Source organism: Cupriavidus sp. D39 (assembly GCF_026627925.1).
GTDB classification, from domain to species: domain Bacteria; phylum Pseudomonadota; class Gammaproteobacteria; order Burkholderiales; family Burkholderiaceae; genus Cupriavidus; species Cupriavidus ulmosensis.
In genome coordinates this window covers 3524157-3539483 of sequence record NZ_JAPNLE010000009.1, presented here as the reverse complement: position 1 = coordinate 3539483, position 15327 = coordinate 3524157, and the positions used below count along the sequence as shown (strand labels likewise).

12 protein-coding genes and 2 pseudogenes are annotated in these 15327 nt (G+C 67.1%); 6 read left to right on the top strand and 8 right to left on the bottom strand.

The genetic code is table 11. From position 1 onward, the window contains the following. Nucleotides 1-87: 87 nt before the first annotated feature. A complete protein-coding gene (gstA, locus tag OMK73_RS28625; protein ID WP_267604986.1) occupies nucleotides 88-714 on the top strand; it encodes a glutathione transferase GstA in 627 nt (208 codons plus the stop codon). A gap of 205 nt (nucleotides 715-919) precedes the next feature. On the opposite strand, the gene OMK73_RS28620 is transcribed toward gstA, so the two are convergent. Next, nucleotides 920-1870, bottom strand: a complete 951-nt coding sequence (locus OMK73_RS28620; RefSeq protein WP_267604985.1) for a LysR family transcriptional regulator — start codon at nucleotides 1868-1870, stop codon at nucleotides 920-922. A gap of 198 nt (nucleotides 1871-2068) precedes the next feature. On the opposite strand from OMK73_RS28620, the gene OMK73_RS28615 reads away from it, so the two are divergent. Beyond that, a complete protein-coding gene (locus OMK73_RS28615) occupies nucleotides 2069-3340 on the top strand; it encodes an MFS transporter (protein ID WP_267604984.1) in 1272 nt (423 codons plus the stop codon). A gap of 4 nt (nucleotides 3341-3344) precedes the next feature. Here OMK73_RS28615 and OMK73_RS28610 read toward each other — a convergent pair whose 3' ends face one another. Continuing rightward, nucleotides 3345-3992, bottom strand: a complete 648-nt coding sequence (locus OMK73_RS28610) for a glutathione peroxidase (RefSeq protein ID WP_267604983.1) — start codon at nucleotides 3990-3992, stop codon at nucleotides 3345-3347. 71 nt (nucleotides 3993-4063) lie between these two features. Next, nucleotides 4064-5553 (bottom strand): annotated as a pseudogene (locus OMK73_RS28605) (MDR family MFS transporter). 25 nt (nucleotides 5554-5578) lie between these two features. Between OMK73_RS28605 and OMK73_RS28600 the strand changes: the two are divergent. Then, a complete protein-coding gene (locus tag OMK73_RS28600) occupies nucleotides 5579-5845 on the top strand; it encodes a hypothetical protein (protein ID WP_267604982.1) in 267 nt (88 codons plus the stop codon). Between the two features lie 433 nt (nucleotides 5846-6278). On the opposite strand, the pseudogene OMK73_RS28595 reads toward OMK73_RS28600, so the two are convergent. Continuing rightward, nucleotides 6279-6727, bottom strand: a pseudogene (locus tag OMK73_RS28595) (CBS domain-containing protein). Between the two features lie 260 nt (nucleotides 6728-6987). Between OMK73_RS28595 and OMK73_RS28590 the strand changes: the two are divergent. Next, nucleotides 6988-7635: a CDGSH iron-sulfur domain-containing protein gene (locus OMK73_RS28590; protein ID WP_267604981.1), complete on the top strand. Its 648-nt coding sequence runs from the start codon at nucleotides 6988-6990 to the stop codon at nucleotides 7633-7635. Here the strand turns inward: OMK73_RS28590 and OMK73_RS28585 are convergent. Next, the gene (locus tag OMK73_RS28585) at nucleotides 7610-8329 is read right to left on the bottom strand and encodes a TetR/AcrR family transcriptional regulator (protein ID WP_267604980.1); all 720 of its coding nucleotides are present in this window, start codon (nucleotides 8327-8329) and stop codon (nucleotides 7610-7612) included. The genes OMK73_RS28590 and OMK73_RS28585 overlap by 26 nt on opposite strands. Before the next feature lie 50 nt (nucleotides 8330-8379). On the opposite strand from OMK73_RS28585, the gene OMK73_RS28580 reads away from it, so the two are divergent. Beyond that, the gene (locus tag OMK73_RS28580) at nucleotides 8380-9534 is read left to right on the top strand and encodes a DUF2855 family protein (protein ID WP_267604979.1); all 1155 of its coding nucleotides are present in this window, start codon (nucleotides 8380-8382) and stop codon (nucleotides 9532-9534) included. A 66-nt stretch (nucleotides 9535-9600) separates the two neighbouring features. Here OMK73_RS28580 and OMK73_RS28575 read toward each other — a convergent pair whose 3' ends face one another. From OMK73_RS28575 to OMK73_RS28565, 3 genes are all read right to left on the bottom strand, one after another. Next, nucleotides 9601-10449, bottom strand: a complete 849-nt coding sequence (locus OMK73_RS28575; RefSeq protein WP_267604978.1) for a PA4780 family RIO1-like protein kinase — start codon at nucleotides 10447-10449, stop codon at nucleotides 9601-9603. Between the two features lie 64 nt (nucleotides 10450-10513). Further along, nucleotides 10514-11935 carry an ATP-dependent RNA helicase DbpA gene (dbpA, locus tag OMK73_RS28570; RefSeq protein WP_267604977.1) on the bottom strand — a complete coding sequence of 474 codons (1422 nt, stop codon included), beginning with the start codon at nucleotides 11933-11935 and terminating at the stop codon, nucleotides 10514-10516. Nucleotides 11936-11941: 6 nt separating this feature from the next. Beyond that, nucleotides 11942-13198, bottom strand: a complete 1257-nt coding sequence (locus tag OMK73_RS28565) for an MFS transporter (RefSeq protein ID WP_267606551.1) — start codon at nucleotides 13196-13198, stop codon at nucleotides 11942-11944. Between the two features lie 498 nt (nucleotides 13199-13696). Here OMK73_RS28565 and OMK73_RS28560 point away from each other — a divergent pair, with 498 nt between their 5' ends. Continuing rightward, a complete protein-coding gene (locus OMK73_RS28560; RefSeq protein ID WP_267604976.1) occupies nucleotides 13697-15298 on the top strand; it encodes a GMC family oxidoreductase in 1602 nt (533 codons plus the stop codon). Nucleotides 15299-15327 lie beyond the last annotated feature (29 nt).

The following is a 15327-nucleotide window of genomic DNA, read 5'->3' as shown; positions in this document are numbered from 1 at the left end:
GCCGCAATCCTAGACTGCCTGCACTGCCACCACAAGCCGTGGCGGCAAACCCCGAAACTCCGAACCCAAAACAGCGAGGACAACCCGATGAAGCTCTACTACTCCCCTGGCGCTTGCTCCCTGGCCGTCCATATCGCATTGCGCGAAGCAGGCCTGCCATTCACGCTCGCCAAGGTCGACCTGGCACAGCACAAGCTGGCCGAGCCGGAACACGGCAGCGATGACTTCTACAAGGTGAGCCCGCGCGGCTATGTGCCGCTGCTGCAACTGGACGATGGCGCGCGCCATACCGAAGCCGCGTCGCTGCTGCAATACGTGGCGGACCTCGCCCCGGGCAAGGCGCTGCTGCCGGCGGCCGGCACCCGGGAACGCCTGGAAGCGGTGGGCTGGCTGACGCTGGTCTCAACCGAGTTGCACAAGGTCTTCAGTCCGTGGCTTTGGCACAAGGAAACCGCGGAAAGCACGCGCGAGGATTGCAAGGCCAAGGTGGCCCTGCGCTTCGCCGAACTGGACCGGCACCTGGCCACCCGCGATTACCTGTGCGGCAAGCAGTTCACCGTGGTCGACGCCTACTGCTTCGCTGTGGCCAACTGGGCCAATTTCCTGAACATGCCGCTCAACCCTTACCCCGCGCTGCAGGCCTACCTGTCGCGCGTGGCTGCGCGGCCCAAGGTGCACGAAGCGCTGGTGGCCGAAGGGCTGGCGCGCGATTGATAGCGCAAGCTGTGCCGAAAGGCTGCCGCCAGTCGATCAACTGCGCCACCATGGCCTTGCCGCGAATCGACGGGCCGTGGTGCGGCACGTGTCCGCCGGCGTCGTAGCGCGTGATGGCCATCGCCTGTCTCTCCCCAAAGCGGCGAAAGTAGCGATGGCGGCGCCCCGGCGGCTTGACGCCGGTCAAGCCGCGATCGAATCGTGCTCAGTCGTGCTCAGATGCGACAGGTGCGGCAGGTGCCGCGAGACCTGACGCGATCGCCGTCGAGGCGATTTCTTCGCGCAGCGCGTTGAACAACAACTCGAGCGGCGCGCCCAGCCTGCGCGGCAGCGGCGCGTGCAGCAGCCAGGCGGTGAGCCCCGCGCGAAAATCCCGCACCGGCACCACCTGCACCGCATCGCGGTGCGCGCTGCCCGCCAGCACTTCCGGCGTGACCGCGCCGATGCCGATGCCCCGCGCCACCAGCGACAACTGCAACTCAGCGCCGAAGGCCTCCACGGCCACGTTGAACGGCAGGTGCGCGGCATCCAGCGCGTGGCGCAGCGCCGAGCGCATGCCGCAGCCGTCCTGGTTGAGCACCCAAGGGTACGCGGCGAGGTCGCGCAGGCTCACGCCCTTGGGCGGGAACGCCAGCCCGCGCCCGGCCACTATCAGCGTGGTGTAGCGGCCCAGCTCGCGCGCGGTGAGCGCGGCCGGCGGCGCCACGCCATCGGGCAGCAGCACGGCAGCTACATCGACCTTGCCGCTTTCCGCTTGATCGAGCAAACCCGGCGTCCAGCCTGCCCTCACGCGCACGGTCAGCGTGGGGAACTGCTCGCGCAGCAGGTCTATGGGGCGGTCCAGCGCCATCTCGGACAGGAACGGCGGCACGCCTAGGCGCAACTCGCCCACCACCTGCGCGCCGCGCGCGGCGCGCGACATCAGGTCGTCGGTGGCGTGCAGCACGCGCTTGCCCAGCTCGTAGACCTCCTGCCCGGCGGCGGTCGGGCGCAGCGGCTTGGCCTGGCGGTCCAGCAAGGCCACGCCGATGAGCGCTTCCAGGCTTTGCACGCGGCGGGTCAAGCCCGGCTGGGTCAGGTGCAGGCGGGTGGCGGCGCGCACCATCGAGCCGGCTTCCACTACGGCGATAAAGGCTTCGATGTCGCGGGTGTTCATGGCGGGTTCTTTTAGTTCTTTGGTTCTTTATTAGGCAGGCTGAGCGGGCAGCCGCGAATGATGCAAACAAACTCGCATAAAGATTATCCCAATCTTTCAATTGCCGCATAGACAGCGCAATCCTAGCATTGGCGACTCAACCTTGCCCGCCGGCGCGGCAACGTGATGCCCCGCCGGCCCGGCGCAACAGGAGCCCACATGTCTTGCCCCGCTTCCACCCTGAACACGGCCCCGCCAGGCATCGCGCCCGGCACGCCCGAGCTGACCGGCGCGCTGACGCTGTTCTTCGCCGCCGCCGTCGGTGTGATGGTGATCAACCTGTTCGCCGCCCAGCCCCTGACCGGGCCCGTCAGCGCCGCGCTTGGCCTGCCGCCCGCCTGGCGCGGGCTGGTAGCGACGCTGCCGCAGCTTGGCTATGCCACTGGCTTGCTGTTGCTGGTGCCGCTGGCCGACCTGCTGGAGAACCGCCGACTGGTGGCCGGCACGCTGCTGATGTGCGCGGCCATGCTCGCGCTGGCGGCGATGGCGTGGTCGGGCGCGGTGTTCTTCCTGGCGGTATTTGCCGCCGGCGCGGGCTCCTGCGCCATCCAGATGCTGGTGCCGCTGGCCGCGCTGATGGCGCCGCCTGCGCGGCGCGGGCGTGCGGTGGGCAATGTGATGAGCGGGCTGATGCTGGGCATCCTGCTGTCGCGCCCGCTGGCCAGCCTGCTGGCCGGCGCGGGCGGATGGCGTGCCTGCTACGCCATGCTGGCGGGGCTCGATGCCTTGCTGGCAGCCGTGCTGCTGCGCTGGCTGCCAAGCCGCAGGCCGGCCAGCGGCCATCGCTACGCCAGCCTGATTGCCTCGATGTGGCAGTTGCTGCGCAGCCAGCCGGTGCTGCGCCAGCACGCACTGACCGCAGCGCTGTCGATGGCGGCTTTCAGCGCGTTCTGGACCGCGGTGGCCCTGCGGCTGGCGCAGCCGCCGTTTGCGCTAGGCAGCCATGGCTTGGCGCTGTTCGCGCTGGCCGGCGCGGCAGGCGCGGTGGCGGCGCCGGTGGCCGGCCGCCTGGGCGATCATGGCCATGGCCGGGCCGGCACGGTGGTGTCGCAGCTGGCCGTACTGGCCGCGTTGCTGCTGGCGGGGGCGGCGGCCGGTGGCTGGTTCGGCTTCGCGGCCGAGGCGCACCGGGCGCTGGCGCTTGGCCTGCTGGTGGTGGCCGCCATCGTGCTGGACGCTGGCGTCACCGCCGACCAGACCTTTGGCCGGCGCGAGATCAACCTGCTGGACGCGGCCGCGCGCGGCCGGCTCAACGGCTTGTTCGTGGGGATCTTCTTCGTGGGTGGCGCATCGGGCGCGCTGGTGGGTGGCGCCGCCTGGGCGGTTGGGGGCTGGCAAGCGGTGTGCCTGGCCGGGATTGGCTTTGCCGCGCTCAACCTGGTGGCGCACGGCTTCATGATGCGAAGCCGTGCGGTGAGGATTGTCGCTTAGCGGCTTAGCGTGCGCCGTCCAGCAGCTGCTCGATCTTGCTGACGAACTGCTTGTCGTCGGGCTTGGTCATGCTGTTGTAGCTGCCCACCACCTGGCCGTTGCGGTCGATCACGTACTTGTAGAAATTCCACTTGGGCGTGGTGCCGGACTGCTTGGCCAGCAGCGCATACATGGGATTGGCATCGCTGCCGCGCACATGCGACTTGCCCAGCATGGGGAATTTCACGCCGTAGGTGTTGTAGCAAAAGTCCGCGATCTCCTTGGAAGACCCGGGCTCCTGCGAGAAGTCGTTCGAGGGGAAGCCCAGCACCACCAGCCCGCGTTCGCGATACTTGGCGTACAGCGCCTCCAGCCCTTCGTACTGCGGGGTAAAGCCGCAATAGCTAGCGGTATTGACCACCACCACGACCTTGCCGGCGTACTGGCAGAGGTTTTGCGGCGCTTCGTCCTGCAGGCGGGGGAACTTGAAGTTGAGCGAAGCCGGGCAGGCGCCGGCCGGCTTGGCGGCCGTGGCTACTGCCGCTGCGGGGGCATCGGCGGCTTGCGCAAGACGCGGGGTGGCGACGACAGCGGCGGCAGCGGCCAGGACCAACGCACCCGACAAGGCGATGCGTTGCAAGGCGCGTGAGCGCTGTTCGGGAAGGCTGCGCATGAAGGAAACTCCGGAGATGGTCTGTCCCTGGTTTACGCCCTTGACCGCTCAATGGATGCGCAGGCCCCCGCTTACTCCATCGCCAGCGTCGCCGCGTGCTCGGTCACGCTGCTGCGCAGCTCCACGTCGGGCATGCGGCGCACGATCGCCAGCGCCAGCAAGGCCGCGACGGCGCCCACGGCAAAGATCAGCCGGAAGCCCGACTCCACGCCGCCCGTCAGCACGTCCCGCACCGCGGGAGGAGATGGGCCAGCGCCTCGCTGCCGTGGCGCAGCGCGCCCAGGTCCAGCGCCTGCGTCACGCCGGAGGCATGCAGGGCGTTGCGGAATTCCAGCGTCAGCAAGGTGCCGGCCAGCGCGCCGCCAAAGGCGCTGCCGAGCGAGCGCAGCACCAGCAGCGCGCCGGTGCCGGCGCCGGTATCGCGGGGCTCCAGCACGTTCTGCACGGTCATCAAGGTGCCGACCATGGTCATGCCAAGCCCCACGCCGGCCACCATCATTGCCAGCAGCACGAGCGCCAGCGGCGTGGACGGCGCAACCGCCACCAGCGCCGCCAGGCCCAGCGCCGCCGCAATGAAGCCGCCGGTCAGGATGCCGCGCATCCGCCCCAGGCGCGGCGCCAGCCCGGCCACGATAAAGTTGCCCGCCACCGTGGAAAGCAGGAACGGCACCACCAGCAAGCCGGATTCCGACGCATCTGCGCCGCGCACCAGCTGGAAATGCAGCGGCAGCGCGAAGATGCACAAGAAGATATTCAGCGCCGCCATCGCGGACGCCGCCACGCCCAGCACATAGGCGCGGTTGCGGAACAGCCGCGGCGGCAGCATCGGGTCGCCCGCGCGGCGCTCCTGCCAGACCAGCGCGGCCACCGCCACCAAGGCCAGCAGCGCCAGGCCAGCGATTTCCGGCGAGATCCAGTCATAGACATCGCCGCCCCAGCTCATCGCCAACAGGAACGCCACGATGGAGACGGTCAGCAGCAACGCGCCGCCCCAGTCCACCCGCGCCGAGCCGCCGCGCACCTGCAACTGGCTCAGCCCGCGATGGCACATGAACATGGCCAGCAGCCCCAGCGGCACATTGATCCAGAACAGCCAGCGCCACGACAGGTGATCCGAGGTCCAGCCGCCCACCAGCGGGCCGGCAATGGAAGCCACCGCCCACACGGTCGCCAGGTAACCCTGGTAACGGCCACGCTGGCGCGGCGCCACCACATCCGCGATCGCCGCCTGCGCCAGCGCCATCAAGCCGCCACCGCCAATGCCTTGCAGCGCACGGAACAGGATCAGCTGCTCCAGCGTAGCCGCCATCGCGCACGCCACCGAAGCCAGGATGAACAGCCCGATCGCCAGCATCAACAGCCGGCGCCGCCCATAGGTATCCGACAACTTGCCGTACAAGGGCGTGGAAACGGTGGACGTGATCAGGTAAGCCGTCACGATCCACGACAAATGGCCAAAGCCGTTCAGGTCATTGGCAATGGCCGGCACCGCCGGAATCACCACGGTCTGGTCCAGCGCGGCCAGCAAGATGCAAAGGATGATCCCGCCGATCACTCGCATGATGGCCTGGTGGCTCAGAGCAGGGGTGGCAACAGCGGACGAAGCAGAAGCAGAAGCAGAAGCAGAAGCAGAAGCAGAGGAAGACATCGGAGGCAGCAGGGCGCGTAGTCATGAGCAACCAACGTTGCGCCCAACCACCAACAAACCACCTCGTTTGTCAGCCTACATCGGGGAACATGGCCACAAAATTGAAATCAACCGATTGGACGCGTACCCAGTACTGCGCAAGCTCGAGAACTGCCACGAGATGGCAGAAGCCGCCTGCACGGCCCGGGCGGGCCTAATTCAGTGAACGCGTAATTATATGCGGATACCAAATATGGAGTGCGGCGCCAAGTTGGTTTGTGATGCGGCGTAGACGCGCCTTTTGCCCGAACGTGCGTACTTCTGCCCAGTACGAGCAGCCATCTGCCAGCAAGCCGACACGAAGCGAAAAAACGGAATCTTCTGTTTTTTTGTTGCAGGCAGGAACGCGAGCGTACCCAATACAGCAGGGCCAAGTGGAGTGGGCCCCGAGGGGCCACCCGTCACACGAGGCGAAGCGAAGCGAACCGTGAAGGTGTGCCAAGCAGGTTGGGGCGCCCTTTTTGCCTACTTCTCTGGCAAGGCAAAAAAGTTGAAATGAACGCTCCCCGCAGGGGTGATGACTACAAGCTTTTGACTCTAACCCCTTGATCCTGAATTCGAATCAGTTGCCATCAATCAGCAATCCCCGGGCAAGGAGATCAGACCTTGGCATGAGGCGTCCCGCTGATGTAATGCTCCAACTGTTCAATAATAAACTTCTGCTCGGAAATAATATCCTTGACCAGGTCCCCAATCGACAACATCCCCACCAGGGTGTCCCCGTCCATCACCGGCAAGTGCCTCAAACGGTGCTGCGTCATCAGCGCCATGCACTCATCGGTACTCTGATCCCCCCGCACATAAATCACCGCCGACGTCATGATGTCGCGAACAAAGGTCTCCCGGGATGTCCGCTGCATCAGGATCACCTTCCGCGCATAATCCCGCTCGCTCAAGATACCAACGATATCGCCGCGCTCGATCACCAATAGCGCGCCAATGCCTTTCTCCGCCATCAGTTGCAGCGCAGCATAAACGGTGGCACCCGGGGAATGCTATAGATAGCCTGGGTCGGTTTGGACTCAAGAACCTGCCGTGCAGTTTTCATCACCCACTCCTTGTTCGATCCCAACGGATTGCAACACGACCCGCGCGCACTGGCGGGAGCGCCTGGCAGGGCACCTGCGCACCGCGCCGCTGCCAATAGCTTTCAGATTAGCACCACGCGCGCATGCCTTACAGGGTGACGCACACGAATCTTTGTAAAAAGACAAAGCCGCTGAAAAGCACTGCGCAAACGCGCCGGCAAGCGCTATAAAGGGAAGGAGCGCGCCGCCCGGCGCGCCGCACTACGCAGGAGGGCCAGCCATGGCCACCGAGTCCGTTGCCGGCAAGCGCGTCATCGTGCTCTTCGACGACAGCCGTTGCATCCATTCGCGCCACTGCGTGCTGGACCGCCCGGACGTGTTCGAGCCCGGCGTACAGGGCGAGTGGATCCACCCCGACAACGCCACCGCCGAGGAAATCGCGGAGATTGCGCACAACTGTCCATCGGGCGCCATCTCCTACCAGAACATCGACGGCTCCCCCGGCGAGGCGGCGCCCCTGGTCAATGTGGTACGCGTGCTCGAGAACGGCCCGCTGGCGCTGCGCGCCGCCATCACCATCGATGGCCAGCCCGCAGGCTTTCGCCTGACGCTGTGCCGCTGCGGCGCTTCGCGCAACAAGCCCCTGTGCGACAGCAGCCACGCCAGCACGGGTTTCGTCGCCAGCGGCGAGGCCGCCACCGTGGCATCGGAACCCCTGGCGCAGCGCGACGGGCCCCTCGAAATCCATCCCATCCCCAACGGACCGCTGCGCGTCAAAGGCAATCTTGAAGTGATCAGCGGCACCGGCAGGACCATCACCCGGATGACCGAGGCCTGGTTTTGCCGCTGCGGCCAGTCGGGCAACAAGCCGTTCTGCGACGGCACGCACAAGAAGGTGGGGTTCAGGAGCGATCCGCAGGATCCATAGGATCCGTAAGATCCAAAGACAACGGCGCCGCGCCCAGCGCCAGCAGGCAGAGCCGCTCCATCTGCGCCACCCATGCCGCCCGCGAGGGTTCGGCAGCCTGCAACAGCAGGCGATACCGGCGCGCGCCCCAGACCGCCTCCAGCAGGCTTCGCACCGCGGCGGCGTCCGGCGCGCCCGGCAGATCCGGGCACGCCGCCAGCGCGCGCTGCCAGGCCCCGTACAGCTCATCGAACACACGGCGATGATGCTTGGTCTCGGCGATGCGCGCTTCCAGCATGAGCATCTCGCGTTCGAAACCCTCCAGCGTGGCATCGTCGGCGCCGCAGGTCAGCCGTACCAGGCGCCGGACGCGCGTGCGCCAGTCCAGCCCGGGCGCGAGCGCCACCTCGGCCTCGATGCGCGCCAGCAGCAGCTCGATGGTGTGGCGCACATAGCCGGAGAGCAGCGCCTCCTTGTTGGGGAAGTATTCGTACAAGGTGCCCACGGAGCAGCCGGCCTCCAGCGCCACCGCGCGCGTGGTCACGCCGTCCCAGCCGCGCGCCCGCCATATCCGAACAAAAGCCTCGTAAATGGCGTCCACGGTAAAGCGCGCGCGCTGCTGCGACGGGCGTTTCAGCGGCCTGGCAGGCGCCCGCGCGGGCTCGGCCGCGGCACCCGCGTTTCCGAACCCGGCGGCCGGCTTGCGGCGATACATTGGTGGCATCGACCTTGACGGTGAAAAAAGGACAGAAGATGGGACAGAAGATGGATCTGACGAAGCACAGCAACCACGGCGCTCACAACGATAGCGCCGCCGAACAAGCGCTCACGGTCACCCGCCTGCTGACACGCAAGCATGCCCTAAATGAAAGCCGGCTGGAAGCGCGCCAGGAACGCACCGACGCCGCCCCCGGCGAAGTCCTGCTCAAGCTCGACCGCTTCGCGCTCACCACCAACAACATCACCTACGCCGCCTTTGGCGACGCCATGAACTACTGGCAGTTCTTTCCCACCGGGCAACAGGAATGGGGCCATATGCCGGTGTGGGGCTTTGCCGATGTGTTGGACTCCAAGGTGCCCGGCGTGGCGGCAGGCGAGCGCTTCTACGGCTACTTTCCCATCGCCAGCCATATCCGCATGCAGCCCGAGCGCGTGACCGAGCGCGGCTTCTACGATGCCCTCGAGCACCGCCGGGCCCTGACCTCCGCCTACAACCAGTACACCCGCGTGACCCATGACGCCGCCTACGCGCCCGAGCTGGAGAACTACCAGATGCTGTACCGGCCGCTGTTCATCACGTCATACATGCTGGCCGACTTCCTCGAGGACAACCGCTTTTTCAGCGCCACGCGGCTGGTGGTGTCCAGCGCCTCCAGCAAGACCGCCTATGGCACCGCCTTCTGCCTGCGCGACATCCCCGGCATCTCGCTGGCCGCCATCACCTCGGAGCGCAACCGCGCCTTTGTCGAAGGCCTTGGCTGCTACGAGGAAGTGGTCAGCTACGACAGGCTGGAAACGCTCGCCACCGACGTGCCCACGCTCTACGTGGACTTCTCCGGCGACGAAGCGCTGCGCGCACGCGTGCACCATCACTTTGGCGGCGCGCTGGTGTACGACTGCTTTGCCGGCTCGGCGCAGAACACGGGCTTTTTGCGCGACACCGGCCTGCCCGGGCCCAAGCCCGAGTTCTATTTCGCGCCGGTGCAGATCCGCAAGCGCAACGCCGACTGGGGGCCCGAAGGCGTGAACCAGCGCTTCAACGCCGCGCAGCGCGCATTTATCGATTACGTGAAGGAGCCGGCGAACGGCTGGCTGACGCTGATCGAAGAGCAGGGCTTCGGCGCGGCGCAGGAGAGGATTGCGAGCCTGGTGGCAGGTGGGAGCGAGCCGAAGGCGGGGTACGTCGTACGGCTCGGTTGAAGCTGGCGACCGGATGACCATGATCATGACCGGATGCCCGGATGCCCGGATGCCCGGACGATCCGGTCACTCTGCGCTTTGCAGGTAGCGCTGGCGCGCCTCTTCCTCCAGACGCACGTCTTCCACTTCCGCCAGCACGGCTTCCACATCCACCGGGGTGTCGTCCACGGCAACCTGGCCGGTCAGCTTCACGCCGGGATGCAGCAAGCCGGCCTGGTACAGCGCCCAGATTTCCTTGCCATACTGCGTACCGTTAAGCGCCGGCTCAAACTGGCCGAAGTAGAACGCGAGGTTATCCACATCGCGCTCCAGCATGGCGCTGGCTTCGCTGTTGCCGGCGGCATCCACCGCCTGCGGCAGGTCGATGATGACCGGGCCGTCGGCATCCACCAGGATGTTGAATTCGGACAGGTCGCCGTGCACCACGCCGGCACACAGCATCAGGATCACCTGCTCGATCAGCGCGTCGTGGAATGCCACCGCCTGCTCCGGGCTCAGCGCCACGTCGTTCAGGCGCGGGGCGGCATTGCCCTCGGCATCCACCACCAGCTCCATCAGCAGCACGCCCTCGAAGCACAGATGCGGCGTGGGCACCCGCACGCCCGCGGCGGCAAGGCGGTACAACGCATCCACCTCCGCGTTGTGCCAGGCCTCTTCCGCCACCTTGCGCCCGTAGCGCGTGCCCTTTTCCATGGCGCGCGCCTGCCGGCTGTTCTTGACCTTGCGCCCTTCCTGGTAGGTCGAGGCCTGGCGGAAGCTGCGTTGCGCGGCGTCCTTGTAGACCTTGGCGCAACGGATCTCGCCACCGCAGCGCACAACGTAGACGGTGGCTTCCTTGCCGCTCATCAGCTGGCGCAGCACTTCATCGACCAGGCCGTCTTCGACCAGCGGCTGCAGCCGCTTCGGCGTTTTCATCGGCACACGCCAGGCAAGCCCGGCAGGCGCAGCCCGCGCGGGTACAACTGCGTCGCGGCCACCGTTATTCCGTCAGCATGCGCACTTTCACGCGCTTGCCCTTCACCGTTCCGTCGTTCAGCTTGCGCATTGCCTCGCGGCCGATGGAGCGCTCGACCGCCACGTAGGTGGACATGTCCATCACGTTGATCTTGCCGATCTGGTGCTTGGCGTAGCCCGCGTCGCCGGTCAGCGCGCCGAGGACATCGCCCGGGCGCATCTTTTCCTTGCGCCCGCCAAGGATCTGCAGCGTGACCATGGGGGGCAGCAGGCGTTCGTTGCTGGCGGGCGTCAGGTCGGCCAGGGGCTGCCATTCCATCTCGGCGCCCATGGCCTGCTCGATATTGCCCACGCGGCCCATCTCGTTCATGCTCGCCAGGCTAAGCGCCCAGCCGTCCTCGTCCGCGCGGCCGGTGCGGCCGATGCGGTGGACGTAGACCTCGGGGTCCGGCGTGACGTCGACGTTGATCACCGCTTCGAGCTGGGCGATGTCCAGCCCGCGGGCGGCCACGTCGGTGGCAACCAGCACCGAGCAGCTGCGGTTGGCGAACTGCACCAGCACCTGGTCGCGCTCGCGCTGGTCCAGCTCGCCGTGCAGCGCCAGGGCTTCGAAGCCTTGCGCGCGCAGCAGGTCGACCAGGTCGCGGCAACGCGCCTTGGTGTTACAGAAGGCCAGCGAGCTGACCGGGCGGAAATGATTCAGCAGCAGGCCCACGGCGTTCAGGCGGTCGCTGTCGTCCACCTCGAAGAAACGCTGGCGGATCTTGCTGTCATCGTGCTGCTCTTCCAGCTTGACCTCGCGCGGCTTGCGCAGGAACTGCTGGCTGAGCTTGGCGATGCCTTCCGGATAGGTGGCCGAGAACAGCAGCGTCTGGCGTTCCTTGGGGCAGTGGCTCGCCACATAGGCGATGTCGTCGAAGAAGCCCATGTCTAGCATGCGGTCGGCTTCGTCCAGCACCAGCGTGTTGAGCGCCTCCAGGTTCAGCGTGCCGCGCTCCAGGTGATCCATGATGCGGCCGGGCGTGCCCACGGCGATATGTGCGCCATGCGCCAGGCTGTCGGCCTGGGGGCGCATCGGCGAGCCGCCGCACAGCGTCAGGATCTTGATGTTTTCTTCCGCGCGCGCCAGGCGGCGGATTTCCTGCGTGACCTGCTCGGCCAGCTCGCGCGTGGGGCACAGCACCAGCGCCTGCACGTCGAAACGGCGCGCATCCAGCCGGTTGAGCAACGCCAGCGCGAAGGCGGCGGTCTTGCCGCTGCCGGTCTTGGCCTGCGCGATCAGGTCCTGGCCGGCCAGCGCGATCGGCAGGCTGGCCGCCTGGATCGGGGTCATGGTCTGGTAGCCGAGCTGCTCCAGCGTCGCCAGCGTGGCAGGCGAAAGAGGCAGTTTGGAGAAAGAGGCGCCGGCAGCGGCGGGCGCTGCGGATTGGGTAGGGCTTGAGGTCATGCCGGATTATAACGGGCTAGGGATGTCAACACCGATATCCGGTGCCCTGGTGCGCGCGGGCGCGGTTTCCACCAGCCCGAGCGACAGCACGCCGGCCACGAGCGCGCCGATGGCCGACATCCACATCGCCACCGGCAGCCCGAAGCGATCCGACGCAAAGCCGGCCACGGTCGGCGAAACGAAGCCGCCCACCAGTTCTCCCACGCCCATGATCAACCCTAGCGCGGTGGCCATGGCACCGCGCGAGACGGTCTCGGCCGGGATGGTCGCCATGAACAGCGTGAAGCATCCCAGGCCGGTGTAGCTGAGCAGCACCGCCGCGCCCAGCGCCACTGGCGAATCGACGTAGATAAACGCCAACGGGCAAAGCGCTGCCAGCAGGGAGAAGCCCACCATGGCTGGACGCCGCCCGACGCGGTCCGAGATCGCGGGGACGGCGAATCCCCACACCACCCAGGCCACGCCAAGGCAGCTCATCACCGCGCTCATGGTGCCGGGGCTGTAGTGCTTGACCGAGACCAGGTAGGTGGGCGCGAAGGAAATGATGATGACGAACCACGTCAGGAACACGCAGCTGATCAGCACGCACAGCAGGATATTGCGCTGACGCAGCACGGCCAGCGGTGACGCGCCCGGCCCGTCGGCCCGCGGCGCTGCCTCGGCCCGCCCATGGCGTTGCGCAGGCGCTTCGCGCACATGGCGCCATATCAGCCACGCGATCAACAATCCTGGCAGGCAGGAGACATAAAACGCTGTGCGCCAACCATAGGCGCCCGCCAGCCCCACCAGCACGGGCGGACCCACCACCGCGCCCAGCAATCCGGCAGCCGAGCCGTGCAGCAAACCCATATTGAGGCCGCGCCGATGCGGCGCGGAAGCCTCCACCATCAAGGACTGCGAGAGCGGTAGCACCGGCCCCTCGGCCAATCCCATCGCCGCGCGGAACACCAACAGGCTGACGAAGCCCGTCACCATGCCGGACAAGGCGGAGAACAGCGAAAACAGCAGCACCGCGGCGATCAGGTAGGGCTTGCGCACGCCGCGCCGGTCCGAATAGGCACCCATGAAGGCGCCGGACACGGCCCACATCAGCGCCAGCACCGAGGACAGCATGCCAAGGTGCCTGTTGCTCAGGTGCAGTTCCTGCGCCATGAACGGAAAGAGAAAGGACAGCGCCAGGCGGTCGAAGAAGACAAAGCCAAAGGTCAGGAACAGCACCGCGAGCAGCGTGTTCTCGTAGGTGGCAAGCTTGCGAATGGCCATCTCAGCTCCTGCGAACGGGCGCGATGCCGCCCTGGTCTTGACTTGTCGGGTGGCGCTGCACGTAGTAGCGCTCGTCGGCGGTGGCCGCGTCCGGCAGGTACACCTCCGGCAGGGGTCCGGCTGGAAGCAGTCGGGGATCGGCTTGAGGTCCTTCCAGGACTCGCTGATTGCCAGCTCGGGCATCGTCGTCTCCTTGTCACTGTCGCTGCCGTTGTCGTTGTCGTTGTCGTTGTCGCTGCCGTTGTCGTTATCGTTTTGCGCGTTCGTGGCCGCCACTCTAGCAACCGCGCAGGCAGGCAATTTGTCCAGGGTGGACACAACGTTTGATGGGATTGGACACACGCGCCGCAGCCTGTGCGCCGCGGGCATGTTCCATGGGAGGATTGGCTGTCCGGCGGCAGCGGGCGCCGTCGCGCCGATGCCCGCGTGTGAGCGAACGGAAACGGAAACGAAAGCGAAAACGAAAACGGAAGGCGACCAGGAACGAGGAGACAATCCATGCAAAGGCACCGTGGCGAGGACGAGGCATTCGACTATGTGGTGGTCGGCGGCGGTTCGGCGGGCTGCGTCGTGACATACCGCCTGGCGGCGGCCGGATACAGCGTGCTCCTGCTCGAAGCCGGACCCGCCGACGACAGCCGCTTCGTGCGGATGCCGGCAACGTTCGTCCGGGTCATCGGTACCGAGCGCACCTGGCTCTACGAGACCGAGCCGCAGGCCGCGGCGGCCGGGCGGACCATGCATGTGCCGCAGGGGCGCACGCTCGGCGGCGGCAGCTCGGTCAACGCCATGATCTACATCCGGGGCACAGCGGCTGACTATGACGACTGGCGCGACGCCGGCTGCGACGGCTGGGGCTGGGATGACGTGCTGCCGGTGTTTCGCCGGGCAGAACGCAACGAACGCCTTGCCGGCGACCACCACGGCACCGACGGCATGCTGCCGGTCAGCGACACACGCTACCGCCATCCGCTCAGCCTGGCCTTCGTCAAGGCAGCCCAGGAAATGGGCATCCCCTACAACCACGACTTCAACGGCAACCGGCAACACGGCGTGGGCTTCTACCAGACCACCACGCTCGACGGCCAGCGCGGCAGCACTGCCTCGACCTACCTGGCGGCGGCGCGCAGGTATCCGGGGCTGACCGTGGCCACGGGATGCCACGTCACCCGCATCCTGTTCGAGAACGGCGCGGCCGCGGGCGTGGCCTACCGCCGCCCGGACGGCACGCAGGCCACGGCCAGCGCCCGCCTCGAAGTCGTCCTGGCCGCCGGCGCGCTGGCCAGCCCCAAGCTGCTGATGCTATCCGGCATCGGGCCGGCCGCGCACCTCAGCTCGCTCGGCATTGACATCACCCACGATGCGCCCGATGTCGGCCAGCATTTCCAGGATCACCTCGAAGTCTCCGTCTACGGCCGCGCGCGCGAGCCCATCAGCATGCTCGGCAACGACCGCGGCCTGAAGGCGCTGAGGCATGGGCTTGCGTATTCGCTGTTCAGGACCGGGCTGCTGACCTCCAACGTGGTCGAAAGCGGCGGCTTCTTCGATACCAGCGGCAGCGGCCGGGCCGACGTGCAGTTCCACGTACTGCCAGTGCTGGTGGGTGATGTGGGCCGCGAGCCCCTGCCGGGGCATGGCATCTCGGTCAACCCGAGCTTCCTCCGACCGCGCTCGCGCGGCGCCATCCGCCTGCGCGATGCGGACCCGGCCTCGCCGATCCACTTCGATGCAGGCTACCTGAGCCACGAGGACGACGTTGCCACCCTGGTTCGCGGCGTGCGGCTCGCGCGCACCATCCTGCGCATGCCATCGCTGGCGAGGGTGGTCGAGGGCGAACTGCTGCCGGGCGCGGATACCGAGCTGCCGCAAGCCGAGCTGGAAAACTACGTGCGCGAGCGCGCCAAGACCGTGTACCACCCTAGCGGCACCTGCCGCATGGGAAGCGACCATCGCGCCGTGGTCGATCCGCAACTGCGCGTGCGCGGCGTGCGGCGCCTGCGGGTGTGCGATGCCTCGGTGATGCCGAAGCTGGTCTCGGGCAACACCAACGCCCCCACTGTCATGATCGCCGAACGCTGCGCGGACTTCATGCTCGGCTGAGATGCCTGGCCGAGCCCATGCACGGCATC